The sequence below is a fragment of the Pseudomonas silensiensis genome, from assembly GCF_050434865.1.
GTDB classification, from domain to species: Bacteria; Pseudomonadota; Gammaproteobacteria; order Pseudomonadales; family Pseudomonadaceae; genus Aquipseudomonas; species Aquipseudomonas fluorescens_W.
Map to the genome: position 1 here is coordinate 81,445 of NZ_JBNDJH010000025.1, position 21,096 is coordinate 102,540.

Genomic DNA, 21,096 nt, shown 5'->3' on the forward strand with positions numbered 1-21,096 from the left:
TGATCTGACTTGTGGCGAGGGAGCTTGCTCCCGCTCGGTTGCGCAGCAGCCGTCGCTTTTGGAGACGGCTTCGCCGTCCAGCGGGAGCAAGCTCCCTCGCCACAGGTTTCGTTTTTCTCTAAAGATTTGTGTTGATTACCGCCAGCGCCTGAATAATCTCGCCGAACCCCGGTCGCGTCAGCACCTGCGGCTGACAGCAGCGCTGCTGCAATTGCTCCAGCTGCACACGACCTTCATCACTCAACCCCGAGTCGATCCGCTCCAACAATTCCCCCAGCAAAATACCAAACGCCCGCACTTCGATCCGTTGCAGCGCACGGCTTTCAAGGCTGTCCGAGGTGGCATGGAACGACGCCGCGCCAAAATCCCCCAGCAGGCAATCACCGTGCTCGTTCCACAGAATGTTGTGACCGTAGAGGTCGCCGTGGGTGATGCCATGCTGGTGCAAATGCTCGGCTGCCGAGGCGACGCCACAGGCGATGCGCAATGCCACGCCAGCGCTGAGCCGGGTGTCATTGGCGTAAACGTCGCGGGTACATGACGCCAGGCTCGGCAGCCCGGCCAGATTGCGATAGCTCGGATCGATCAGTTGCATCACCAGCCCGGCCTGGGCTTGCGGATGCCCGACGACGCGCCCTTCAACCCGGATCAGGTTGGGGTGACTAGCGGCGGTGATGCAGGCGTTCATTTCGTGCAACGGCGAGCCATCGCTGGTCATTTCGCCTTTGTAGAGTTTGACCGCGACCTGAGTGGCCGGTTGGCCCTGTCGATCCCAATCAGCCCGATGAATCACCCCCGACGCGCCTTCGCCCAGTTGCTGCGCCAGACGCAGTTCGGTCCAGGGAATGTGAGGCGTGGCTTCGAGGGCGGCCGCATCGGCTTCGGTCTCCAGCGGGTTACCGGCGTACGCCAGCCAAGCCAGGCTCGGCAGGGTCAGCAGCCACTCGGGCAACTCGGTCAACTGGTTGGCGGCGATGCGGATCAGTTCGAGTCGATGGCAATGACGCAAGCTCTCGGGCAAACCTTGCAAACGGTTGCCGGCGAGCATGAGTTTTTGCAGGTTCGGGCGTTCACCCAGCTCGGCCGGCAATTCAGTGATGCAGTTATCGGTCAGGATCAGCCAGCGCAGCAACGGTGACAGGGCGGCGCCGGGCACGCGTTCGATGCGGTTGCCCCTGAAACTGACCATCGTCAGTGCAGCGCATTGGCCCAGGCAGTCGGGCAGTTCGGTGAACAGATTGTCCGCGCAGAACAGCACGCGCAAACGGGTCAGGCGGTACAAGTCGTCCGGCAGGCTACTCAAGGCATTGCCGCTGAGTTCGAGGACTTCCAGCGAGTCCGCCAGGTCGAAGATTTCTCGCGGAAACTCCGTCAGGCCGCCGGTGAGGTCCAGGCGGGTAACGCCCGACAGTTGGCCGGCGCGCAGTTGGGCAAGGGTATCCATGAACAGATTCACTTTGATCGGGAGGAGGGCGCGGAGGCCTGGAAACGGGCGACATGATACCGGCAAAGGCCGGGGACGTGTCAGACCGGTTCCCTGACTTCGACCAACTGCCCCAAGCGGCTGCGCGTGCGCGCCAGATCGATGGCATCGCCGCCCAGGCTTTCGCGCAAAGACTGCTGCCCGAGCAGAATCAGGTGCTTGTCCTGGTCGTACAGGACGTCGACCAGATTGATGAACCGCTGTTGGGCGGCGATGGAACAATCGGCGAGGTTGGGCAGTTCATCGATGAACCAGTGATCGAAACGTCGGCACAGCTCCAGGTAATCCATCACCGCAGTGGGGTGGTCGCACAGATCGCCGAAGGTGAAACCGATGGTTCGCCCTTCGCAGTGTCGGGCCTGAAGGTGGCGTGTCCCGACGGGCAGTTGAATGGCCGGCGCGGCGCGTTCGGGCAGGTTCAACGATTGACGCTGCGTTGCGGTAGCGGGCCAGACGTACTGTCCCTGGGTAAACAGCTGCTGGGCATGGGTTCTGACCTGACTGCGGTAGTCGTGGGGGCCGCCGACCTCCATGACCTGCATGCGAGCGTTGATCAGGTCGATCACCGGTTTGAAGCGCGCGTGGTACAGCGGGTTGGGCAGCAGTCCTTCCGGTGGGTAGTTGGAAGTGACCAGCAGCAGGATGCCTCGGCGGAACAATGCCTTGAACAGTCGGCTGATGAGCATCGCGTCGCCGATGTCATGGACGTGAAACTCGTCGAAACACAGCACCCGGCAATCGCGCAGCTGTTCGTCGAGGGTGATTTCCAGCGCGTCGGGTTGATCGCGATGACTGAACATTCCTTGGTGAAGGTGCGCAAAAAACTCATGAAAATGCAGGCGCTGTTTTTCCGCGATGGGAAGGGCCTGGAAAAACCCGTCGAGCAGCCAGCTCTTGCCGCGACCCACGGCGCCGTGCAGGTATAAGCCGGGAAGCGTTTTTGCCGAGGTGCCCACCAGTGCTGCGGCGTGTTGTGCCATGCAGTCGATGACGCGCAGTTGGCTATGGCTGAGGGTGTAGCCCTGGGAGTGGGCCTTGCGGTGGAAGTAGTCGTGGATGACTCGACCGGTCGCGGTGGCACCGGCGGATGCTGCCGATGCGCCGAACAAGCGGCGTAGCGCAGGCCAGCGTGGTGTGAGTCGCGAACGGTTGGGCGGTCGAACGGCCACTGTGAGGTTACCCCGTAATCGTCAGGCAGCTCCCCGAGCTGCCGCGCCGTAGTGTAACCAAAGGGGGAATTTCCATTCCAGTTGTGTCGGCCTGTGCACCCTCCAACCTGTAGCAGCTGCCGAGCCTGCGAGGCTGCGTTCGGCTGCGCAGCAGTCGTAAAACTAAACACCGCGGTCGTTCAGGTAAACCGCAGTGAATGGATTGGCGACTGCTGCGTAGCCGAACGCAGCCTCGCAGGCTCGGCAGCTGCTACATCGATTGCGTTCCTGCTGGGCGTTTGTCAGTTAGCGCTCGATACTGCGATTCCACCGCGCATTCCACGCCGGGCGCTGTTCGTTGACCTGATCCCAATCGATCGCAATGGCAGTGGTCAGGTACTGCTTCATCGCCTCGACCTGACCGCGGGTTTTGTCGGTGGTCGGGGTATTGGGGTTGGACGGGATCTGGTCGCCGTCTTCAAGCGCGGCAGCCTGCGCTTGCGGCGTCAGCAGGAAAGCGGCGAGTTTTTGCGCCAGTTCCGGCTGAGTGTTGTTGGCGATGGCGCACTCGGCCACGTTGAGCACCACGGCGCCTTCCTTCGGTTGCGCATACTCCACTGGCATGCCCTTGAGTTTCAGGGCGGTGACCTGGGTCGGTGTCAGCGGGAACAGCGCGGCTTCGTCGGTCTGAAGCATTTCGGAAATCTTCGCCGAGCTCGGGATGTACTCCAGCACGTTGCGCCCGACGGTGTTCGGCCACGCCTTGAAGCCCGGCTCGACGTCGGTTTCGCTGCCGCCCTGAATCCGGTTGAACATCAGGAACCCGTGCAGGCCAAAGGTCGAAGAGGCCATCGACTGGAACACCAGTTTGTCCTTGAAGCGCGGATCGGCCATGTCCATCCACGAGGTCGGCGCGGTCCAGCCTTTCTCCTTGAACAGACGCGTGTTGTACGCCAGCCCGGTCACGCCGAGGCTGACCGCCACCGCTTGATCCTTGATGCGGCCCTTGGCCGGAATCTGTGCCAGCGGTGCGCTGTCTTCGAGTTTGTCGCACAGGCCCATGGCGATGGCGCGGTACATGATGCCGTCGTCGAGGAACATCACGTGCATCTGCGGGTTGCCTTTGCTGGCCTGGACCTTGGCCAGAATGTCGGCGGAGGTGCCAGGCACAATCACCACTTTGACGTTATTGGCCTTCTCGAAAACCGGCAGCACCTTGTCGGCGTAGAGCCGCTCCATGGTCCCGCCGTTCATGCCCAGGTAAAGCGTCGGTTCGGCGTGGGCCTGGGTGACCGTGAGCAGGGCGCTCATGCAGGACAAACCGAGCAGTGCAGTGCGTTTGAGGTTATTCATTGGCGCGACCTTCCTCTATCAAGCTACGGAGATGGAGTGAAAACGGGTGATGGAAAACACATCCAGCGGCGTCTTTGACGCGCCGCTACAGATGATCTCGGTGAGCGCCTGGCCCACCGCAGGCCCGATCTGAAAGCCCGCGCCGGCAAAGCCGAACGCGTGCAACAGACCGGGTTGAGTGCCGCTGTGGCCGATCACCGGTTGGCGATCGGGCAGGTAACCTTCGGTGCCGCTCCAGGTGCGAATCGCCTGGGCGCCTTCAAGAAACGGATAAAGCTCGACGGCCTGACGCAGGATCTCGATCACCGCGTGCTGACCCGGCCGGGCGCGGGCGCCGTCGAGGGCAAAACCCTGACCGCCACCCAACACACAATTGCCGCGCGCGACCTGGCGGGCATAGATACCGCCACCCTCGACCCCGGTGCTGGCATTCATCACCAGTGGCAACGGCTCGGTGACCAGCATCGCCGGGTGCCCGGCGTGCATCGGCACCCCCTCACCGAACTGTTCTGCGAGGCTGCCGGCCCAGGCTCCGGCGCAATTCAGCAGCCAGGGCGCCTGCAACTCCAGACCGGTTTGCGTGCTGACGCAAAAGCGTTGCCCGTCGTGTTCCACTGTCGTCACCGGGCATTGTTCATGGACTTGTGCACCATGTCGCCGCGCCGCCCGGGCAAACGCCGGAGAGACCAGTCGCGGGTTGGCATGACCGTCATCGGGGCAAAACGAGGCACCGACCGCCACCTCGCCGACCCACGGAAAACGTGCGCGTAATTCACTGCGTTCAAGTACCTGCAAATCGAGGCCAAAGCCCCTACTGCTGGCGGCATAGTCTTGCAAGGCGTGCAGGTCGTTGAGGCTGCGGGCCAGTTTCAGGTGGCCGCTGCGCTGATATTCACCGTCAATGCCAATCAGCTGCGGCAGTTGCCCCCAGAGGTCGTGGGCCCGTTGCGACAGCGCCAGTTGCGACAACGGTCGCCCCTGACGCCGTACGCCGCCGTAGTTCACGCCGCTGGAATGCGAGCCACAGAAGTCCCGCTCCAGCAGCGCCACGCGACGCCCGGCCTTGCTCAGAAAAAGCGCGGCGGAGGCACCGACAATACCGCCGCCAATGATGACGGCATCGACTTCGATCATGGCTCGACCTCCAGACCAAACGGCAGGGGTTTTATCGGCGCCTGAGCCCGAAGCCTGCCGATGTCGGAGACGCAGCGCTGGCTTTCGCAGGCAATGATTTCCGCAGCGGCGGCGCCACACATCCGCCCCTGGCAACGACCCATGCCGACCCGGCAATGCGCCTTGACCCGGTTGATCTCCCAATGGCCCTCGCGCACGACCTGGCGGATGTCGCCGGCCCGCACTTCTTCGCAGCGGCAGATCATCACGTCATTCGGGGCATCGGCGGCCCAATGCTCGGGAAAGATGAAGGCCCGCTCCAGACCTTGGCGGAAGGTATCGATCCGTCCCAGCGCCTGCTCCAATTGCGCCCCACGTTGCGCTGGGATCAGGTATCCGATGTCTTCGAGCAACGCCAGGGCCGCGCGTTCACCGGCCATTTCCGCCGCGTCGGCGCCCATGATGCCGGCGCCGTCACCGGCCAGGTAAACCTCGGCGACACTGCTGCGACCGGCGCTGTCACGTTGCGGCAGCCAGGCGCGGTTGAGCGGGTTCCAGGTGAATTCACAACCGAGCAGGTCGGCGAGTTGGGTTTCACTGCGCAGGCCGTGGGCGAAGGCGACGGCGTCGCAATCGAGTTGCTGTTCACCCTTGGAGTTGGACCAGTTCAGCGATTGCACACGTTGTTCGCCATTGATGCGTTTCAGGCTGGCCCCCTGATGCACTGGGATGCCGTGGGCGGTCAACCAGCTGCGGTAATAGATGCCTTTGGCCAGGGTGGCCGGTTGCGAGAGCAGGCCGGGCAGGGCGCGGGCCTGAGCGCGGAAGGGCGAACTGTCGAGCACCGCGACGACATTCGCACCGGCCTTGGCGTATTGATACGCCACCAGGTACAGCAACGGCCCGCTGCCAGCGAACACCACCCGTTCACCGATGGCGCAGCCTTGAAACTTGAGGGCGATCTGCGCGGCGCCAAGGCTGTAGACCCCCGGAAGGGTCCAGCCCGGTACCGGCAGAATCCGGTCGGTGGCGCCTGTGGCGACGATCACTCGAGAGAACGCCAGCCGCGCGGCGCGGCCCTCATGCAAGGTGTCGAGCGCGCCGTCCTCGGCGTTCCATACCAGGGTTTCGGGGCGGTAGTCGAGGTGCTCGCGCAGCACATCAATCGTCTGATGCAACGCGCTGGCCTTGCCGGCTTCGAAGCCATACAGCTTGACCGGTGAGCGCTTGAAGTTTGCCGGTTGGCGTCGATAAATCTGCCCGCCACCGCGTGCTGCTTCGTCCAGTAGCACCGGGCGAACGCCATGGGCGACCAGGGTTTGTGCGGCACGTATGCCGGCCGGGCCGGCGCCGATGATGACCACCAAGGGTGTGCTCATAAGTGTCGCCCCGGTTCGCGGCTGATCTGCTGCCCGGCTTCGAGCAACGTCGAGCAGGCGCGCACGCGTCGACCGTCGCCCAGTCGAACCCAGCAGTCCTGACAGGCACCCATCATGCAAAACCCGGCGCGGGGTTCGGCGCTGAAGTCGCTGCCGCGCAAGTGTTCGCTGCAGGTCAGCACCGCCGTCAGCAAGGTGTCGCCAAGCAGGCCGGTGGCCGGTTGGCCATCGAGGGTAAAGTCCAGGGCCGGGCGGTCGCCTTCGGCCAGTCGTTTCAGCAGAGCCATGGCGCCCTCATTGTTTGCCCACCAGAACCCGATCGAGGCCGTAGACCCGGTCGAGCAAAATCATCGTCAGCGCGGTCAGCCCAATCACCAGTGCCGACACCGCCGCCATCATCGGATCGATGGATTCGGTGGCGTAAACGTACATCCGCACCGGCAAGGTTTGCGTGGCCGGCGAGGTGACGAAAATCGACAGCGTGACCTCATCGAAACTGTTGATGAACGCCAGCAGCCAGCCACCGGCCACCCCCGGCAGAATCATCGGCAAGGTGATTTCCCTGAACAGTGTGAAGCGCCCGGCACCGAGGGATTGCGCGGCGTGTTCGGCGCTGCGATCCAGGCCGATGGCCGACGCCAGCACCAGCCGCAGCACATAGGGCGTGATCACCAGCACATGGGCGAAGATCAGCCAGGCGAAGCTGCCGTTGACGCCCATCAACGCAAACAAGCGCAGTAACGCCACCCCCAGCACCAAGTGCGGAATGATGATCGGCGACAGGAACAGACCGTTGAAAAAGTCCCGGCCGGGGAACTCGAAGCGCGTGATCGCCAGCGCCGCCGGCACCGCGATCAGTGTCGCCAGACTGGCCGCGCAAAAGGCCAGGATCAGGCTGTTGTAGAACGCATCGACAAAGTCAGCACGCTCGAACACCGCGCGGAACCAGCGCAGGGAAAACTCGGTGGTCGGCAGGCTCAGGGTGTTTTCCGGGGTGAAGGCCACGAGGCAGACCACCACCAGCGGCGCCAGCATGAACAGCACCACCAGGGTATGGAACAGCAGGGCGAAAGGACCGTTCTTGGACATGACGAGTTATCCCAATGACTTCTTGTAGCGGCCTTCGATCATCCGGTTCCACGACAGCATGATCAGCAGGTTGAGCAACAGCAGGGCCACGGCGATGGCCGCGCCCATCGGCCAGTTGAGCTCCGACAGGTACTGGTCGTAGATCAGCGTGGCGACCATTTTTATCCGGCGTCCGCCGAGCAGGCCGGGGATGGCAAACGAACTGGCTGCAAGGCCAAACACGATCAAGGTGCCCGAGAGCACGCCGGGCATGATTTGCGGCAACACCACTTGGCGCATCACGGTGAAGTGGCTGGCGCCGAGGGACATCGCGGCCTGCTCGGCGGCTGGGTCGAGTTTTTGCAGCGAGGTCCAGACCGGAATGATCATGAACGGCAGCATCACGTGGACCAGCGCAATCACCACCGCGAACGGCGTGTAGAGCAGTTTCATCGGCGAGCCGCCGAAGGCTTGCAGGGTCTGGTTGACCAGGCCGTCGGCGCCGAGCAACAGGCTCCAGCCGAAGGCGCGCACCACCACCGAAATCAGCAACGGGGTGAGGATCAGAATCAGGAAAATCGAGCGCCACGGCGTGCCCATGCGACTGAGGATGTAGGCCTCGGGTACGCCGATCACCACGCAGAGCAGGGTGGTCAGGGCGCTGATCCACATCGTGCGCAAAAAGATTTCGTAGAAGTACGAGTCACCCAACAGGCTGCTGTAATGATCGAGGGTGAAGGCGTCGCCGTTGATCCCCGAGCTGTAGTCGAAGACGTTGAACGACAGCACCAAGGTCAGCAGCAGCGGGATAACCAGCAGGCTGAGGTATAAGGCCAGGGCCGGTGCCGACAGCCAGTAACCCTGGCGTCCCTGACGAATGGCGACAAGCGTACTCATGCCGGCACCTCGTCGACACTCAGTACCCGCAACAGCGCCGCGTCCCAATCGAGGCCGACCGCCGTGCCTTCAGTCAGCGGTGCCGAACCGTCGTTGCGGCGTACTACGCTGAGTTCGCCCAGAGTGGTCGATACGCCGTACAGCCATTGGCTGCCTAGAAAGAAGCGGCTGACGATGTTGCCTTGCAAGCGACCCTGACCTTTGTCCCGCAGATCGATTTTTTCCGGACGCAGACTCAGGGTCAGTTCGCCGCCACTGCGAACCTGGACCACTCCCGCGCCATCACGCTCACCCGGCAGCAGATTGGCTTTGCCGACGAAACCGGAAATGAACTCGGTGCGTGGGTGTTCGTAGAGGGTGTAGGGCGCGTCGATTTGGGTGATGCGCCCGGCCTGCATCACCACCACGCGGTCGCTGATGGACAGCGCTTCGGACTGGTCATGGGTGACCATCAGTGTGGTGATTCCGACTTCGCGCTGAATGCGGCGGATCTCGAATTGCATCTCTTCGCGCAGGTTGGCGTCGAGGTTGGACAGCGGCTCATCGAGCAGCAGCACCGGCGGTTCGATCACCAGGGCCCGAGCCAATGCAACGCGTTGACGCTGACCGCCGGAGAGTTCTCGGGGGTAACGCTCTGCATGCTGGTTGAGGCGTACCAGTTTCAGCACCCGCTCCACTCGCTGCTGCAACTCGGCACCGGGCACTTTGCGCATGCGCAGGCCGAAGGCGACGTTGTCTTTCACGGTCATGTGCGGGAACAGCGCGTAGCTCTGGAACACCACGCCCAGACCACGGCTGGCGGGTTTGGCGTGGGTGATGTCGCGACCGTCCAGCACAATGCGACCGCTCGTGACTTCGACGAAGCCGGCGATCATTTGCAGGGTGGTGGTTTTACCGCATCCGGAAGGGCCGAGCAGCGAGACAAACTCGCCTTTCTCGACCGAGAGGTTGGTGGCAACGACGGCGTCGATTTCACCGTAACGTTTGCCGAGTCCTTCAAGTTGCACAAAAGCCATAACTGCGCTCCACCTGAGATTGTTATGCGTCGCCCGAAGGCGCGCTTTTTTGTATGGGCAGATACGAAAAAATGTTTCTGGGTGCGTTGGCGCTCGACTTCTGTCGGCTGCCGCTGTTGTTCGAATCGCCCCTGTCTGGACGCAGAGTAGGACGAAGAATAGGATGGGCTCAATGGCCTATTTCACTGAAGCGATGACTATTTTCAGTTTCATTCGGTGAGTAAATTAATACTCGGGAAAACCCATGACAGATTCCATTGAGCGGAATGAAAGTAAAAGTGATGTCGGTGTTGGCGCGGTCTCCAGACTGTTTGCCGTGCTGCGCAGTCTGGGTGACACCGTCGAGGGCGGGGAGCGGGTGACGCAACTGGCCCAGCGCATTGGCCTGTCGCAACCGACCACGCACCGATTGCTGCGCAGCCTGATGGATGAGGGCATGGTCGAGCAGGATGCGCGCAGCAAACGCTATCGCTTGAGTCTGGAGTTCTTTGCTCTGGCGGCTCGCGCCGGGAACACCGGAAACCTGCGCGAACTGGTGCGTCCGGCGTTGCTGCGGCTGTCAGCGTCGTTGGGGGATTCGTTGTTCTTGCTGGCGCGCAGTGGGTTTGATGCGATCTGCCTGGATCGCAGCGAAGGGCCGTTTCCGATCCGCACCTTTACCGGTGACATCGGCGGGCGGGTGGCGCTGGGCGTGGGGCAGGGCAGCCTGGCGATTCTGGCGTTTTTGCCGGAAGAAGAGCGCGACACGGTGATTCACTACAACTTGCCGCGGCTCAAGGATTTCCACCTGTACGACGAAGTGTTCCTGCGCTCGGAAGTCGAGAACGTGCGCAAGCTCGGTTATGCCGGGCGCAACACTGGCGTGTTGCAGGGCATGGCCGGGGTGGCGGTGCCGATCCTGGATCGTGAAGGGCGGGCAGTCGCGGCACTGAGTGTGGCGACCGTGAGTGATCGGCTGGGGCCGGATCGCTTGCCGACGGTGGTGGAAATGCTCAAGCGCGAAGCAGCATTGATCGGGCCGCGGATCAACCCGTTCGACCCGTTGCTGCGCAGGCCTTCGCAAGTGTTCGGGCAGGGCTGATTGCCCCAGTGTCAGAGGTCAGAACTGCACGGTTTGCTTGAGCATCTGCGCCGCCGGCGTATCACTCGGGCTGACCATCGCGTAGTTGTATCCGCCCCCTGACCAGTACTCGGCCTGCAACTCGCCATCGCTGCGACTGCCCCTCGGCAACAGGTAGTTTTTCGGACCCGGTGGACGGACGTAGAAGCTGACTTTATGGCCGCTTTGATCCTCGTAGACCACCATCGCCGCCGGCCCTTGCTCGGTGCTCAGCAAGCGCCCGCTGACCGGTTTGAAACCGGCGCCCGAGAGGTCAGGCAAGCGATTGGCTTGAGTGAAATAGCGGTCGAGCCAACCCTGCATGTCGCCGTCGTCGCTGACTTTGTAATCAGCCGGCAGGATGCCTTGCTGGGCAATCAGGCGATAGGCCTGCAGGGCATCGGTCATCGGCGGCATGGCACTGATGAGCATCATCTCCCGGGCTTGCCAACCGCCGAGCCCGCCGACGCTGACCGCGATCAGCAACACCGCGGCGCTGGCCAGGTGACGGCGGGATTGTCGTTTGAGGCGTTGACGAATCAGCGCCGGGTCGAGGTTCGGGTTGGCCGGTTGCTGCAGGGCGCCGCTCAATGCCGCGCGCAATTGCTGGGCGTCCTGCTGCCAGGCGCGCACTTGGGCAGCCACCTCAGCGTTGCTGGCCAGAAAAGTCTCCACCAGACGTCGGTCGGCCTCGCTGAGTTGCTGGTCGACATAAGCGTGCAGGTCACGCTCGCTTGGGGGCAGGCTGATCATTTGAGTCTCCGCAGAGAAGGGCGGGTGATTTCGCCGTCGCTCAACTGGCGCAAGGCCTGGCGGGCACGGGACAGGCGGGACATTACGGTGCCGGTAGGGACGTCGAGAATCTCGGCGACCTCTTTGTAACTCAAGCCTTCGACCGAGACCCAGAGCAGCAGGGCGCGCTGTTCAGTGGTGAGTTGATCGAAGGCTTTCAGGGTCGATTGGGCGATCACGGTGCGTTCCACCGACGGCTGTGAATCGTCTCGCCCGGTAAAGAATTCGAGCATCCGCGCATAACGCCGGGAGCGCCGGTGAGCATCGAGAAACTGCCGATACAGAATCGAAAACAACCAGGCGCGCAAGTCGCCCTCGGGGCGTTTGTCGCCCCAACTCGACAGCGCGCGCTCAAGGCAAGATTGCACCAGGTCGTCGGCGCTGCTGGGATTGCGCGTCAACGACAGGGCAAACCGGCGCAATCGGGGAATGATTTCTCGCAGCTGTTCGTCGATATCGTTCATGAAATTCTGGCTAGTCACTACGCTGTGGACTAGGAAGACGCCCGGCATGCGAGGTTATTCCACGCCCGAAAAAATAAACACCGCGCGATGGAATAAACCGCCATGGGGTTCGTCTGCTTGATCCTTCTCACTTGTGGCCGATGGCCCTGGAGTCTTTCATGGTAGATCGCTCATCACCGCCCACCCGGCCACCCTTGAGTGCGGCGAGCCTGACATTACGTCTGGCCGGTATCGCTGTGGTGGTTGCCGTCCTGGCCGGGGCTTTTGCCTACGTTAACGGCACCTTCGACCCACAGCGCCTGACGCCGAAAAAACTGATCAATGTGCTGGAGACCAACAACGGCGTGCACCCGGGTTTCCGGCGTAACCACTCCAAAGGGGTGTGCGTGATCGGGCATTTCGAGAGCAGCGGTGAGGCGCGCAGCTATTCCAGCGCTCAAGTGTTCAATGTAGCGCGGACCCCGGTGGTCGGGCGTTTCGCATTGCCGGCCGGTAATCCTTATGCGCCGGACAACAGCGTGCCGATCCGTAGCCTGGCGTTGCGATTCACCCAGGCCAACGGCCAGCAATGGCGCACCGGGATGAACAGCATGTCGGTGTTCCCGGTGGGTACGCCCGAAGCGTTCTACCAATTGCAACAAGCCCAGTCACCGGACCCGGCCACCGGCAAGCCGAACCCGGCTGCGGTGCCGGCGTTCTTCGGCTCGCACCCGGAAGCTGGACCGTTCCTGGCCTGGATCAAAACCGCCAAGCCGTCGGCCAGTTACGTGACGGAAACCTACAACAGCGTCAATGCGTTTTACCTGGTGAACGCGGCCGGGCAACGGCAAGCGGTGCGCTGGAGCATGGTGCCCGTCGCTCAGGATGCCGCAGGTGCTACGGCGCCTGAGGGTGGAGATTTCCTGGAAAAGGACCTGGTTCAGCGGATTTCCGCAGGGCCGCTACGTTGGCAGCTGAACATCACACTGGCCAATCCCGGTGATCCAGTCAACGACGCCAGCAAGTCCTGGCCCGAGGGTCGCAAAGTGTTGAACGCCGGCACCCTGGTGCTCGAAAGCACCCAGCCGCAACTCAATGGCGAATGCCGTGATATCAACTACGACCCGCTGGTACTGCCCGCCGGCATAGAAGGTTCCGACGACCCATTGCTCGCCGCTCGTTCGGCGGGGTACGCCACTTCCTACTTGCGTCGTACCAGTGAAGTCAGCCAGTTGCCCGCCGCTAATAAACAGGAGTCTCATCAATGAGCGCTCAACCGAACCATTTCGCGCCTTTAGCGCGATTGCTGCACTGGCTGATGGCGCTGATGATCATTGCCATGCTGTTTATCGGCGCGGGCATGGCCGCTTCGGTGTCCGAGCGTCATGAGTGGCTGATTCATCTGCACAAACCTTTGGGCGTCGCGATTCTGTTGCTGGTGATCGTGCGCCTGGCCGTGCGCTTTTCCACGCAACAGCCACCGCTGCCGGCAGATCTGCCGGGTTGGCAAGCACTGGCGGCCAAGGCTTCGCATGTCTTGTTGTACGCCTTGATGCTGATTCTGCCGCTGCTGGGTTGGGCGATGATTTCGGCGGCGGGGGATCCGGTGATGCTCAGCAGCTCCTTGCAGTTGCCGTCGATCGTCCCGGCGAATGCGCAAGTGTTTGCGTTCCTGCGCAAGGCTCACGGGTATCTGGCGTACTTGCTGTTCCTGACGGTGCTGCTGCATTTGGCGGCGGCGTTGTTTCACGGCTGGGTGCGCCGCGATGAGGTGCTGGACAGTATGTTGCGGGGCAAGGATCGCGGTTGATCTAAAGGTTGGCACAACATTGTGGCGAGGGAGCTTGCTCCCGCTGGGCTGCGAAGCAGCCCCATCAATTGCAACACAGTAGTGTCGGAAACCACGCAGATACAGGTTTTGCGCCTGCTACGCAGGCGAGCGGGAGCAAGCTCCCTCGCCACAGGATTCAAGTGTCTGGGGGGCGAGTGTCAGCCACCAATAACCCAACGCCACAGCATTGATGCCTGCGCCCAGCAGGCATACGCCGAGCCACCCGGCCCACGCGTACATTGCCGTCGAACCGATTGACCCCAAGGCGCTGCCAATTGAATAGAACAGCATGTAGCCGGCGGTGAGTCGGCTTTGGGCTTCGGGGCGCACGCTGTAGATCATGCTCTGGCTGGTGACGTGCACGGCCTGCAAACCCAGATCCAAGGTAATCACGCCAAGCAGCAAGGCCCACAATGAGGACTGGGTGAAGGCGATCGGCAGCCAGGAAACCAGCATCACCAAGAGTGACAAACCGCTGGTCGATTGTCCCAGTCCACGATCAGCCAAATGCCCGGCGCGAGCGGCGGCCAGTGCACCGGCGGCACCTGCCAGTCCGAATAATCCGATTTGTGTGTGGGACAACGACAGCGGCGGGACGCTCAGCGGCAGCACCATGGGCGTCCACAACACCATGGCGCTGGCGAAGGTCAGTAGCGCGAGCACCGCACGCTGGCGCAGCACCGGTTCTTCCTTGAACAGCGTAAATACCGAGCCCAGTAAGGCGCCGTAGGAACTGGCGGGTTGCGCATCTTCATGTTTGGGCAACACACGAAACAGCAGCAACGCCATCACCAGCGTCAAACCCGCTGACAACAGATAAATCGAACGCCAACCGGCGAGGTCAGCCATGCCGCCGGCCACTGTCCGGGCGAGCAGAATGCCGACGACGATGCCGCTGGTGACCACTCCGACCACACGCCCTCGCTGTTCCGGGATGGCCAATGTCGCGGCGTAGGCCACCAGCACTTGGGTTACGACAGCCAAAAAACCGGTCAATGTCATGCCGATCAGTAGCCAGATGTTATTAGGCGCCAGTGCAATCGCGAGCAAGGCCAGCGACGAAAGCACCGTTTGCGTAACGATCAGGCGTCGGCGATTGAACAGGTCACCCAGCGGCACCAGCAACACCAGGCCTGCGCCGTAACCGACTTGAGTCAGCGTGACGACGATGCCGATGGTGGCGGGGTCCATGGCGAAGGCCTCGGCCATGGCATCGAGCAGCGGCTGTGCGTAGTAAACATTGCCGACGGCCAGGCCACAGGCGATGGCAAACAGCAGCACCACGGCGCCGCTCAATGGATGTTCAGGTTTCATGACGGGCTTCCTTATGTGGTTTCAAATTGAAACCAGTTGTACGGTAAGGAAGCTGGTTTTATATTGCAACTACATTTGATGGATGTGAGCGCGCTCATGGCTAAACGTACAAGCATGGAAAACGCCGAATGCCCGGTTGCCCGTTCCCTGGATGCCATTGGTGATTGGTGGTCGTTGCTGATCGTGCGCGATGCATTTGACGGCATGCGCCGGTTCGGGGAGTTTCAGCGCAGTTTGGGCATGGCCAAGAATATTTTGTCTGCGCGGCTGCGCACCCTGGTGGCCCACGGCATTTTCGACCTGGTGCCGGCATCGGACGGCAGTGCGTATCAGGAATATGTGCTGACCGAGAAAGGCAAAGGCCTGTTTCCGTTGATCATCGGATTGCGCCAATGGGGCGAGGCGTTTTTCTATGAGGCAGGGGAGGCGCACTCGCGGGTTGTTGACCGAGAGAACGGCCGACCGGTGCAAACGCTGGAATTACGCGCCGAGGATGGGCGCTTGCTGGGACCTGAGGATTGCGTGCGGATCGCCGCCGAGTGAAGCATGGCTGCATGCCGTGCATGCAGCCATCGAACGTGATCAACGCAAGGTATTGATCATGTCAGCCACGGTGGTCAGCACATCCTTGGCCAACTGCTTCGAGCGCTTGCCAGACCAGCCAGTCAGCGCATTCGGCGCATCATTGTTGTCCTTGAAGGGCATTTCGAGGGTCAGCGACAGGCAGTCGAATTTCTCGCCGACGGCATTGCACGCCAGGGTCATGTTGGCTTTGCCCGGTTCGTCGCGGGTGTAGCCGTGCTTGGTCTGAAAGTCCTTGGTCAGGTGCTTCAGATGACTGCGGAAATGCTCTTCGAGTTTTTCGATCCGTGGCGTGTACCCCGGGTTACCTTCGCAACCGGCGGTGAACACGTAGGGGATTTCTTCATCGCCATGGACGTCGAGGAACAGGTCCACGCCGTATTTTTCCATCTGCTGCTGAGCGAACAGCACTTCCGGGCTGACTTCCTGGCTGGCGCTCTGCCAGGCACGGTTCAGGTCCTGGCCCATGGCGTTGGTGCGCAGGTGACCGTGGAAAGCGCCGTCCGGATTCATGTTCGGAACCAGGTACAGATCGGCACTGGCCAGTAGTTTGTTCAGTACCGGATCGTCGTGTTTTTCGAGACGTTCGATCACGCCTTCCATGAACCACTCGGCCATGTGTTCGCCGGGGTGTTGCTGGGCGATGATCCAGACCTTGCGCTGACCTTCGGCGCCCGTGCCTTTACGCAGCAGCTGGATGTCCCGACCTTCGACACTTTTGCCGGTGGCCAGCAGTTCGGTGCCGGCCTTGGTCAGCGCTTGCTCGATCAACCAGTCATGGCGACCGCGGCTGTAGGGTTCGAAGTAAGCAAACCAGGCATGGGTGGCGGTGGCTTCAAGGCTGAAGCGCAGGCAGTCACCTTCGAAAATGGTCGGCACCCGGAACCAGTTGACGTGGTCGTAGGACGCCACCGCCTGATAACCATCCCAGGCTTTGTTGTAGGAGGACTTGCTGGCATTGTTCAGACGAAACCAGTGTTCCTGACCGACGTGCAGACCGCTGGCCTTGAAGTGGAACCACTGAAAGTGCTGGCTGCGGGTGTCTGGCTTGATGGCCAGCAGGGCTTGCAACGGATTGCTGATGTCCAGCACTTCAATGTTGCCACTGTCGAAGTCGGCACTGATGTCGAAAGAAGATTTAGCCACGCTCATAGTCGATTCCTGAATATGATTTTTATGGCTGCTACTTTACACGCTGGGAAGGGAAAAACCGGGGGAAATTCTGGGCTGAAGCGGGGGGCGTCCTCCTTGACGCCGACGCAGCTTAGAGACTGTGTGATTGATTCTCAAGCGCTATTTTTTATTAGTTTGGGCCAATGATGCCGGGCTTCTCTTGCTAACGAATATTCTTTTGATATCATCCGCGCCATTCGAATTTGCAGCACTAAAGACTTCATTAGCCTGAAGGTAAAGCCAGATTAACTGGCAAAAAAAAGACCCGGCAAAAAGCCGGGTCAAAAACCGTGATTAGCCTGATGAGGAGATAGTCCAGGAGACCGACCTAAGGTCACTTGGACAATCGACTGATCTCGCGATCAGCTGCGTGCAATAATAATCATTCTCGTTTGCAAGTCAAATGCTTTTATCTGCGCGATTGGAAAAATCTTTCCCGTCCTCCTCGCAAGCACCCATGTGTCACCCGTTCTGATCGCCCTCCAGGGATCGATCCACCATCGCCCTGGCCATGTCGATCATGTGCACCGCCGAAAACGCCAGGTCCCGACTTGCGCCCTGCAAATTGCTGGCTGACTCGTACGCGATGGCAGCGGCACAACGTAGCAAATCCGTGGCATGGACCAGCGCCTCTTCGCCACTGATGTTGCGGTTTACGTCAAAGAAACGTTCTTCGACCGCTTCCTCTGAAACAGCTGGTTTCAAGTAATAGTCCAGCGCTCGTTGCGCGGCGGCAGAGCCTTTTGGCGAGGTGAGGGACGTGTCGATTTGCATGTCAGGCAGGTCGTTGCAGGGGATGGACATGGCGATGGCAAACTCCGTGATAGATTCAGATCCGTGAACCCATCCTAGTACGTACTGTATTTATGACGAGAGATTAAATACTACAATTTGTGTTTTGACGGCCGGAGGCGCCCACGTATCGTGCCGCACATGGATAAATGGATTGAATTGGTCAAGGCCAAGATGAGTGAACTCAAAGTCACTCAAGACGAACTCGCAGATCGCCTCGGGATGTCCCAGGGCGGCGTCGGCCACTGGCTAAACAAACGCCGCGACCCCGGCGTCGTCAACATGAACCGTGTGTTGAAGGCGCTGGGCATGGACTTTCTCGAAGTAGCGCTGGTGATCCGCGAACCACTCATCCTGGAAGAGGAGGAGATGCCTCTGGCGCTGAAGTACAACCCGTACTTCCGCTACCCGGTCAGTGACTGGAAGGAGCCGGCGCAGCTGCGCGATGGTGAGCTGACGGTGTATCGCAAGGAGGAACGCTTCGAGCTGACCGACTACCACGCCCAGGGCCCGGCCTTCTGGCTGAGTGTGGTGGGCGATGCGATGACCGCGCCCACGGGAATCAGCATCGCCGAGGGCATGATGATCCTGGTGGACCCGGCCATTGTGCCGGAGCCCGGAAAGCTGGTGATCGCCCAATGGCCCGACAGCGCCGAGGCGACTTTTCGCAAGCTGATCGAAGAGGGCGGGCAGCGTTACCTGGTCCCGCTCAATCCGACCTATCCGAAAGCCCTTTACACCGAAGAGTGCCGAATTATCGGCGTGGTGGTTCAGGCGACAGCCAGGTTCTAATCAGATCGGTCCTCGCAAGTCGTAGGACCGATCTTCATTTCATGCTTCTTCAAACTCGACCAATGCACTGCCTTCACTGACCATCTCGCCTTCCTGGCAATACAGCGCCTTGATCACCCCGGCGTGAGGCGCACGAATGCTGTGCTCCATCTTCATCGCCTCCAGCACCACCAACTGCGCCCCGGCTTCGACCGTTTGCCCGGCTTCCACCAGTACCCGCACGATGCTGCCATTCATGGGGGCGGTCAGCCCGCCGTGATGGCTATGACTGGCTTCGACGGCACTGATCGGGTCGTAGGACTCGATGCGGCGCAATTCACCTTCCCATTGCAGATACACGACGTCGCCATGGCGTATTGCCCGATGCTGACGGCGCAGGCCGTTGTGCTCGGTCAGCAGTTGCTCGCCCTTGAGTTGAGCGGTGTGGGCATCAGCGTCGCCCAATGTCAGCGCGCGATCCTGGCCTTCACAACTCAAATGCAGGGTGATTTCTGTCGGCAGTCCGGCACGGAAACCATTGCTGTTGGCCCAAGGTGAAACCGGGTCGTCGGCTCGTGGAGAACTCGGCTGACTTTGGGCAAACGCCTGAGCGGCGGCTTGCCAGAAATCGTCACTGAGGTCCGAGGCGACTGGCAGCAGTTCTTCTTGATAACGGGGAATGAACCCGGTATCCAGTTCGGCCGCAGCAAACGCTGGATGGCCGACGATCCGGCGCAGGAAGTTGATGTTGGTCTTGAGCCCGCCAATGGCAAACTCATCGAGCATGCTCAGCAGCCGCAATCGCGCCTGTTCACGATCCTCGCCCCAGGCAATAAGTTTGCCGAGCATCGGGTCGTAGAACGGCGAGATCTCGTCGCCTTCTTCGACGCCACTGTCCACCCGTCGTCCCGGACCTTGCGCGGATTCGCGATACAGCTCCAGTCGACCGGTCGCCGGCAGGAAATCATTGCCCGGGTCTTCGGCATACAACCGCACTTCGATGGCATGGCCGATCAGCGGAACCTGATCTTGAGTCATCGGCAGCGCTTCGCCGCGGGCCACACGAATCTGCCAGGCGACCAGGTCGAGGCCGGTGATGGCTTCGGTGACCGGGTGTTCGACTTGCAGACGGGTGTTCATCTCCATAAAGAAGAACTCCCCGCGCGAATCCAAAAGAAATTCCACGGTGCCGGCGCCGACATAACCGATGGCCTGTGCTGAACGCACGGCGGCCTCACCCATGGCGCGACGCAGTTCCGGGCTCAAGCCTGGAGCGGGTGCCTCTTCAACGACTTTTTGGTGTCGACGCTGAATCGAGCAGTCACGTTCGTTGAGGTACAGGCAGTTGCCATGCTGGTCGGCGAAAACCTGGATTTCTACGTGGCGCGGTTTGAGCAGGTACTTCTCCACCAGCATCCGCGAATCGCCGAATGAGGATTTCGCTTCACGCTGGGCCGATGCCAAGGCTTCGGCCAATTGGCTGACATCCTCGACCACTTTCATGCCTTTGCCGCCGCCCCCGGCGGTGGCTTTGAGCAGCACCGGATAACCAATGCGTTCGCAGGCGTCGCGGAAGGTGTCGAGGTCCTGAGCTTCGCCGTGATAGCCGGGCACCAGCGGCACGCCGGCCGTCTCCATCAAGGCTTTGGCCGCAGATTTGCTGCCCATCGCATCGATGGCCGAGGCGGGCGGGCCGAGGAAAATCAGGCCAGCTTCTTCGATAGCACGGGCGAACCCGGCATTCTCGGAAAGAAAGCCATAACCCGGATGAATCGCCTGAGCACCGCTGGCCTTGGCGGCGGCGATCAATTTGTCGATTTGCAGGTAACTGTCGGCGGCTTTGCTGCCACCGAGGTCGACGCGGATATCCGCTTCGCGGCTGTGTCGGGCTTCTCGGTCCGTGGCGCTGTGCACGGCCACGGTGGTCAGGCCTAGGGCTTTGGCGGTGCGCATCACCCGGCAAGCGATTTCGCCGCGGTTGGCCACCAGCAGGGTGGTGAGAACAGGTGCGCTCATCAACGCGGCTCCTTGGTGGTGGTTTCGGCTTGCCAGCTCGGCGGACGTTTTTGCAGAAAGGCCCGCAAGCCTTCCTGACCTTCGGGGCTGACGCGGATGCGGGCGATGGCGTTTTCGGTGTAGCGGCGTAGCGCCGGGGTCAGCGCGCCGTGGCCGACTTCGCGCAGCAAGTCCTTGCTGGCGCGCATGGCGGCCGGGCTGTTGAGCAACAGGTTGTCGATCCACTGTTCGACTTTCTGTTCCAGCTCAGCGATCGGATAGCTCTCCGACAACAAACCGATTTCCCGTGCTCGTTGTCCGCCGAAACGCTCGGCGGTCAGCGCGTAGCGACGTGCCGCACGTTCGCCGATGGCTTGCACCACGAACGGACTGATCACCGCCGGGGCCAGGCCGATGCGCACTTCCGACAGGCAGAACTGCGCGTCATCGGCGCCAATTGCCATGTCGCAGCAACTGATCAGGCCCAGCGCACCACCGAATGCAGCGCCTTGCACCACCGCCAGCGTCGGGACTTTCAGCTTGGCGAGGTTGTACATCAACTCCGCCAGTTCCCGGGCGTCGTCGAGGTTGGTGTGGTAATCGAGTTCGGCCGATTGCTGCATCCAGGCCAGATCCGCGCCGGCGCTGAAATGCTTGCCGCGTCCGCGCACCAGCAGAAACCGCAGGCTGGTGTCGCTCGACACTTTGTCCAGCGCGAGGATCAGTTCGCGGATCATTTCGGCGTTGAACGCGTTGTTCTTTTCTTCACGGCTGAGCCACAGGGTGGCAAAGCCACGCGGGTCGGTCAGCAGTTCGAGGGTGTTGAAGTCGCTCATGATTTTCTCCC

The 21,096-nt window shown here is 61.3% G+C and carries 21 protein-coding genes; 5 read left to right on the top strand and 16 right to left on the bottom strand.

Annotation, left to right across the window (positions count from 1 at the left end; all coding sequences use genetic code 11):
- Positions 1–118 precede the first annotated feature (118 nt).
- The 9 genes from QF010_RS27685 to QF010_RS27725 form a co-directional block, all read right to left on the bottom strand.
- Positions 119–1,444 (bottom strand): leucine-rich repeat-containing protein kinase family protein, encoded by a 1,326-nt coding sequence (locus QF010_RS27685; RefSeq protein ID WP_429510613.1) that lies wholly within the window; start codon positions 1,442–1,444, stop codon positions 119–121.
- A gap of 80 nt (positions 1,445–1,524) precedes the next feature.
- Entirely contained in the window at positions 1,525–2,652 is a 1,128-nt protein-coding gene (gene zapE, locus QF010_RS27690; RefSeq protein ID WP_429534326.1) for a cell division protein ZapE, read from the bottom strand.
- A 285-nt stretch (positions 2,653–2,937) separates the two neighbouring features.
- Positions 2,938–3,984, bottom strand: a complete 1,047-nt coding sequence (locus QF010_RS27695) for an ABC transporter substrate-binding protein (protein WP_033057249.1) — start codon at positions 3,982–3,984, stop codon at positions 2,938–2,940.
- A gap of 18 nt (positions 3,985–4,002) precedes the next feature.
- Complete coding sequence (locus QF010_RS27700) at positions 4,003–5,118, bottom strand: NAD(P)/FAD-dependent oxidoreductase (RefSeq protein ID WP_429534327.1); 1,116 nt, start codon at positions 5,116–5,118, stop codon at positions 4,003–4,005.
- Positions 5,115–6,476 carry an FAD/NAD(P)-dependent oxidoreductase gene (locus QF010_RS27705; RefSeq protein ID WP_429534328.1) on the bottom strand — a complete coding sequence of 454 codons (1,362 nt, stop codon included), beginning with the start codon at positions 6,474–6,476 and terminating at the stop codon, positions 5,115–5,117. The genes QF010_RS27700 and QF010_RS27705 overlap by 4 nt, the downstream gene beginning before the upstream one ends.
- Positions 6,473–6,763 carry a (2Fe-2S)-binding protein gene (locus QF010_RS27710; protein WP_033057244.1) on the bottom strand — a complete coding sequence of 97 codons (291 nt, stop codon included), beginning with the start codon at positions 6,761–6,763 and terminating at the stop codon, positions 6,473–6,475. The genes QF010_RS27705 and QF010_RS27710 overlap by 4 nt, the downstream gene beginning before the upstream one ends.
- A 7-nt stretch (positions 6,764–6,770) precedes the next feature.
- Positions 6,771–7,565 (bottom strand): ABC transporter permease, encoded by a 795-nt coding sequence (locus QF010_RS27715; RefSeq protein WP_033057243.1) that lies wholly within the window; start codon positions 7,563–7,565, stop codon positions 6,771–6,773.
- A 6-nt stretch (positions 7,566–7,571) separates the two neighbouring features.
- Positions 7,572–8,441: an ABC transporter permease gene (locus QF010_RS27720; protein ID WP_033057241.1), complete on the bottom strand. Its 870-nt coding sequence runs from the start codon at positions 8,439–8,441 to the stop codon at positions 7,572–7,574.
- Positions 8,438–9,457 carry an ABC transporter ATP-binding protein gene (locus tag QF010_RS27725; RefSeq protein WP_429510607.1) on the bottom strand — a complete coding sequence of 340 codons (1,020 nt, stop codon included), beginning with the start codon at positions 9,455–9,457 and terminating at the stop codon, positions 8,438–8,440. The genes QF010_RS27720 and QF010_RS27725 overlap by 4 nt, the downstream gene beginning before the upstream one ends.
- A gap of 244 nt (positions 9,458–9,701) precedes the next feature.
- Here QF010_RS27725 and QF010_RS27730 point away from each other — a divergent pair, with 244 nt between their 5' ends.
- Complete coding sequence (locus QF010_RS27730) at positions 9,702–10,538, top strand: IclR family transcriptional regulator (protein WP_008148459.1); 837 nt, start codon at positions 9,702–9,704, stop codon at positions 10,536–10,538.
- An 18-nt stretch (positions 10,539–10,556) separates the two neighbouring features.
- Here the strand turns inward: QF010_RS27730 and QF010_RS27735 are convergent, their stop codons facing one another.
- Both QF010_RS27735 and QF010_RS27740 read right to left on the bottom strand, forming a co-directional pair.
- A complete protein-coding gene (locus tag QF010_RS27735) occupies positions 10,557–11,309 on the bottom strand; it encodes an anti-sigma factor family protein (RefSeq protein ID WP_429534329.1) in 753 nt (250 codons plus the stop codon).
- Positions 11,306–11,812 (bottom strand): RNA polymerase sigma factor, encoded by a 507-nt coding sequence (locus QF010_RS27740; RefSeq protein ID WP_033057236.1) that lies wholly within the window; start codon positions 11,810–11,812, stop codon positions 11,306–11,308. Before QF010_RS27740 ends, QF010_RS27735 begins: the two co-directional genes overlap by 4 nt.
- Before the next feature lie 158 nt (positions 11,813–11,970).
- Between QF010_RS27740 and QF010_RS27745 the strand changes: the two genes are divergently transcribed.
- Positions 11,971–13,059: a catalase family peroxidase gene (locus QF010_RS27745; RefSeq protein WP_429534330.1), complete on the top strand. Its 1,089-nt coding sequence runs from the start codon at positions 11,971–11,973 to the stop codon at positions 13,057–13,059.
- Positions 13,056–13,601, top strand: coding sequence for a cytochrome b (locus tag QF010_RS27750; protein ID WP_046047551.1), 546 nt, complete (start codon positions 13,056–13,058; stop codon positions 13,599–13,601). Before QF010_RS27745 ends, QF010_RS27750 begins: the two co-directional genes overlap by 4 nt.
- Before the next feature lie 117 nt (positions 13,602–13,718).
- Here QF010_RS27750 and QF010_RS27755 read toward each other — a convergent pair whose 3' ends face one another.
- Positions 13,719–14,936, bottom strand: coding sequence for an MFS transporter (locus QF010_RS27755; protein WP_429534331.1), 1,218 nt, complete (start codon positions 14,934–14,936; stop codon positions 13,719–13,721).
- 96 nt (positions 14,937–15,032) lie between these two features.
- On the opposite strand from QF010_RS27755, the gene QF010_RS27760 reads away from it, so the two are divergent.
- Positions 15,033–15,479 carry a winged helix-turn-helix transcriptional regulator gene (locus QF010_RS27760; RefSeq protein WP_033057394.1) on the top strand — a complete coding sequence of 149 codons (447 nt, stop codon included), beginning with the start codon at positions 15,033–15,035 and terminating at the stop codon, positions 15,477–15,479.
- Positions 15,480–15,518: 39 nt separating this feature from the next.
- Here QF010_RS27760 and QF010_RS27765 read toward each other — a convergent pair whose 3' ends face one another.
- Both QF010_RS27765 and QF010_RS27770 read right to left on the bottom strand, forming a co-directional pair.
- Positions 15,519–16,670: a M14 family metallopeptidase gene (locus QF010_RS27765; protein WP_429534332.1), complete on the bottom strand. Its 1,152-nt coding sequence runs from the start codon at positions 16,668–16,670 to the stop codon at positions 15,519–15,521.
- A gap of 483 nt (positions 16,671–17,153) precedes the next feature.
- Positions 17,154–17,495: a DUF6124 family protein gene (locus QF010_RS27770; protein ID WP_033057228.1), complete on the bottom strand. Its 342-nt coding sequence runs from the start codon at positions 17,493–17,495 to the stop codon at positions 17,154–17,156.
- A gap of 129 nt (positions 17,496–17,624) precedes the next feature.
- On the opposite strand from QF010_RS27770, the gene QF010_RS27775 reads away from it, so the two are divergent.
- The gene (locus QF010_RS27775; RefSeq protein WP_033057227.1) at positions 17,625–18,275 is read left to right on the top strand and encodes a LexA family protein; all 651 of its coding nucleotides are present in this window, start codon (positions 17,625–17,627) and stop codon (positions 18,273–18,275) included.
- A 39-nt stretch (positions 18,276–18,314) separates the two neighbouring features.
- On the opposite strand, the gene QF010_RS27780 is transcribed toward QF010_RS27775, so the two are convergent.
- A complete protein-coding gene (locus QF010_RS27780; RefSeq protein ID WP_429534333.1) occupies positions 18,315–20,270 on the bottom strand; it encodes an acetyl/propionyl/methylcrotonyl-CoA carboxylase subunit alpha in 1,956 nt (651 codons plus the stop codon).
- Positions 20,270–21,085, bottom strand: a complete 816-nt coding sequence (locus tag QF010_RS27785) for a gamma-carboxygeranoyl-CoA hydratase (protein WP_134099249.1) — start codon at positions 21,083–21,085, stop codon at positions 20,270–20,272. Before QF010_RS27785 ends, QF010_RS27780 begins: the two co-directional genes overlap by 1 nt.
- Positions 21,086–21,096: the final 11 nt, after the last annotated feature.

Excerpts from the sequence above, each read along its gene's own strand:
- QF010_RS27685 (WP_429510613.1), bottom strand. The coding sequence starts at position 1,444 with ATGGATACCCTTGCCCAACTGCGCGCCGGCCAACTGTCGGGCGTTACC.
- QF010_RS27695 (WP_033057249.1), bottom strand. The coding sequence starts at position 3,984 with ATGAATAACCTCAAACGCACTGCACTGCTCGGTTTGTCCTGCATGAGC.
- QF010_RS27700 (WP_429534327.1), bottom strand. The coding sequence starts at position 5,118 with ATGATCGAAGTCGATGCCGTCATCATTGGCGGCGGTATTGTCGGTGCC.
- QF010_RS27705 (WP_429534328.1), bottom strand. The coding sequence starts at position 6,476 with ATGAGCACACCCTTGGTGGTCATCATCGGCGCCGGCCCGGCCGGCATA.
- QF010_RS27710 (WP_033057244.1), bottom strand. The coding sequence starts at position 6,763 with ATGGCTCTGCTGAAACGACTGGCCGAAGGCGACCGCCCGGCCCTGGAC.
- QF010_RS27715 (WP_033057243.1), bottom strand. The coding sequence starts at position 7,565 with ATGTCCAAGAACGGTCCTTTCGCCCTGCTGTTCCATACCCTGGTGGTG.
- QF010_RS27720 (WP_033057241.1), bottom strand. The coding sequence starts at position 8,441 with ATGAGTACGCTTGTCGCCATTCGTCAGGGACGCCAGGGTTACTGGCTG.
- QF010_RS27725 (WP_429510607.1), bottom strand. The coding sequence starts at position 9,457 with ATGGCTTTTGTGCAACTTGAAGGACTCGGCAAACGTTACGGTGAAATC.
- QF010_RS27730 (WP_008148459.1), top strand. The coding sequence starts at position 9,702 with ATGACAGATTCCATTGAGCGGAATGAAAGTAAAAGTGATGTCGGTGTT.
- QF010_RS27735 (WP_429534329.1), bottom strand. The coding sequence starts at position 11,309 with ATGATCAGCCTGCCCCCAAGCGAGCGTGACCTGCACGCTTATGTCGAC.
- QF010_RS27740 (WP_033057236.1), bottom strand. The coding sequence starts at position 11,812 with ATGAACGATATCGACGAACAGCTGCGAGAAATCATTCCCCGATTGCGC.
- QF010_RS27745 (WP_429534330.1), top strand. The coding sequence starts at position 11,971 with ATGGTAGATCGCTCATCACCGCCCACCCGGCCACCCTTGAGTGCGGCG.
- QF010_RS27750 (WP_046047551.1), top strand. The coding sequence starts at position 13,056 with ATGAGCGCTCAACCGAACCATTTCGCGCCTTTAGCGCGATTGCTGCAC.
- QF010_RS27755 (WP_429534331.1), bottom strand. The coding sequence starts at position 14,936 with ATGAAACCTGAACATCCATTGAGCGGCGCCGTGGTGCTGCTGTTTGCC.
- QF010_RS27760 (WP_033057394.1), top strand. The coding sequence starts at position 15,033 with ATGGCTAAACGTACAAGCATGGAAAACGCCGAATGCCCGGTTGCCCGT.
- QF010_RS27765 (WP_429534332.1), bottom strand. The coding sequence starts at position 16,670 with ATGAGCGTGGCTAAATCTTCTTTCGACATCAGTGCCGACTTCGACAGT.
- QF010_RS27770 (WP_033057228.1), bottom strand. The coding sequence starts at position 17,495 with ATGTCCATCCCCTGCAACGACCTGCCTGACATGCAAATCGACACGTCC.
- QF010_RS27775 (WP_033057227.1), top strand. The coding sequence starts at position 17,625 with ATGGATAAATGGATTGAATTGGTCAAGGCCAAGATGAGTGAACTCAAA.
- QF010_RS27780 (WP_429534333.1), bottom strand. The coding sequence starts at position 20,270 with ATGAGCGCACCTGTTCTCACCACCCTGCTGGTGGCCAACCGCGGCGAA.
- QF010_RS27785 (WP_134099249.1), bottom strand. The coding sequence starts at position 21,085 with ATGAGCGACTTCAACACCCTCGAACTGCTGACCGACCCGCGTGGCTTT.